Below are 1,100 nucleotides of genomic sequence, written 5' to 3' on the forward strand. Positions count from 1 at the left end.
CGGGTATTGCATACGTCGAGGCAACAATCACCGGCAAGGCGGCACACGCCGGCGTCGCCCCAGAACTCGGTGTCAACGCGCTGACCGAGGCAGCCGACCTCATCCTGCGCACGCAGGACATCGACAGCAAGGATAAGGAGATGCGCTTCAATTGGACGCTGGCCAAGGCCGGCAGCGCATCGAACGCTATTCCCGACTCCGCCACGCTGAACGCCGACGTCCGCTACGGTCGCAACGAAGATCTCGACGCGATCAAGTCGATGCTCGACGAGCGGGCGCAACGCAAGCGCTTGGCCGCTGCCAAGGTAGAGGTTAGCGTCACACGCGGCCGGCCTGCCTTTAACGCAAACGATGGTGGCAAGTTCCTCGCCAACAAGGCGGCCTCGATCTACCAAGAGCTTGGCTATTCGTTGACAGTGTCCGATACCCGGACCGGAGGCGGTACTGACGCGGCCTACGCAGCGTTGTCCGGCAAGCCGGTGGTGGAAAGCATGGGCCTCCCAGGCTTTGGCTATCACACCTCGTCCGCCGAGTATGTTCTGGTAGATGCCATCCCGCGCCGCCTGTACCTGAGCACCCGCATGCTGATGGACCTGAGCCGCGGCCTCTAATTTCGTAAAGACCATGAAGCGAGACTACGTCGCCTTCATGCCCAAGCCGGATGCGAAGACGGCCGTTCGCAACCTGGCAATTGCCTTCGAGCACTACAACGAGCAACACCCCCATAGCGCCCTGAATTACCGCTCTCCGCGGGAGTTCAGGCGGGCTGTGGGGTTCTCAACCTAAGGGTGAGACCGTGTCCGGGGATACGGGGGCAAATCCAGCGCTAGAGCCGATCCAACAAGATGAGATTCTTGTGGACAGCATCTCTGTCAGCCATCGCAAGACAAATCTCCCAAAGCTGCGTTCCCGCGTCGGCATGGTGTTTCAAAACTTTGAGCTGTTCCCTCACCTCTCTATCGTCGAGAACCTCTGCATCGCGCAGATCAAAGTCATGGGACGTTCGCGTGAGGAAGCGCTCGACAACGGGATACGCTATCTCGACCGTGTCGGACTGCGCCAGCAAGCGGCCAAGTATCCCGGGCAGTTGTCGGGTGGTC

At 60.5% G+C, this 1,100-nt stretch carries 1 protein-coding gene and 2 pseudogenes; all 3 read left to right on the forward strand.

Annotation, left to right across the window (positions count from 1 at the left end; translation table 11 throughout):
- The first annotated feature begins 26 nt into the window (after window positions 1–26).
- Complete coding sequence (locus tag AC1DPR_RS32095; protein ID WP_477818041.1) at window positions 27–611, forward strand: M20/M25/M40 family metallo-hydrolase; 585 nt, start codon at window positions 27–29, stop codon at window positions 609–611.
- Window positions 604–786: pseudogene (locus tag AC1DPR_RS32100) on the forward strand (integrase core domain-containing protein); the annotation flags it as partial. The gene AC1DPR_RS32095 and the pseudogene AC1DPR_RS32100, both read left to right, overlap by 8 nt.
- Before the next feature lie 37 nt (window positions 787–823).
- Window positions 824–1,100, forward strand: a pseudogene (locus AC1DPR_RS32105) (ATP-binding cassette domain-containing protein); the annotation flags it as partial.

Source organism: Rhizobium sp. 01T417 (assembly GCF_056398905.1).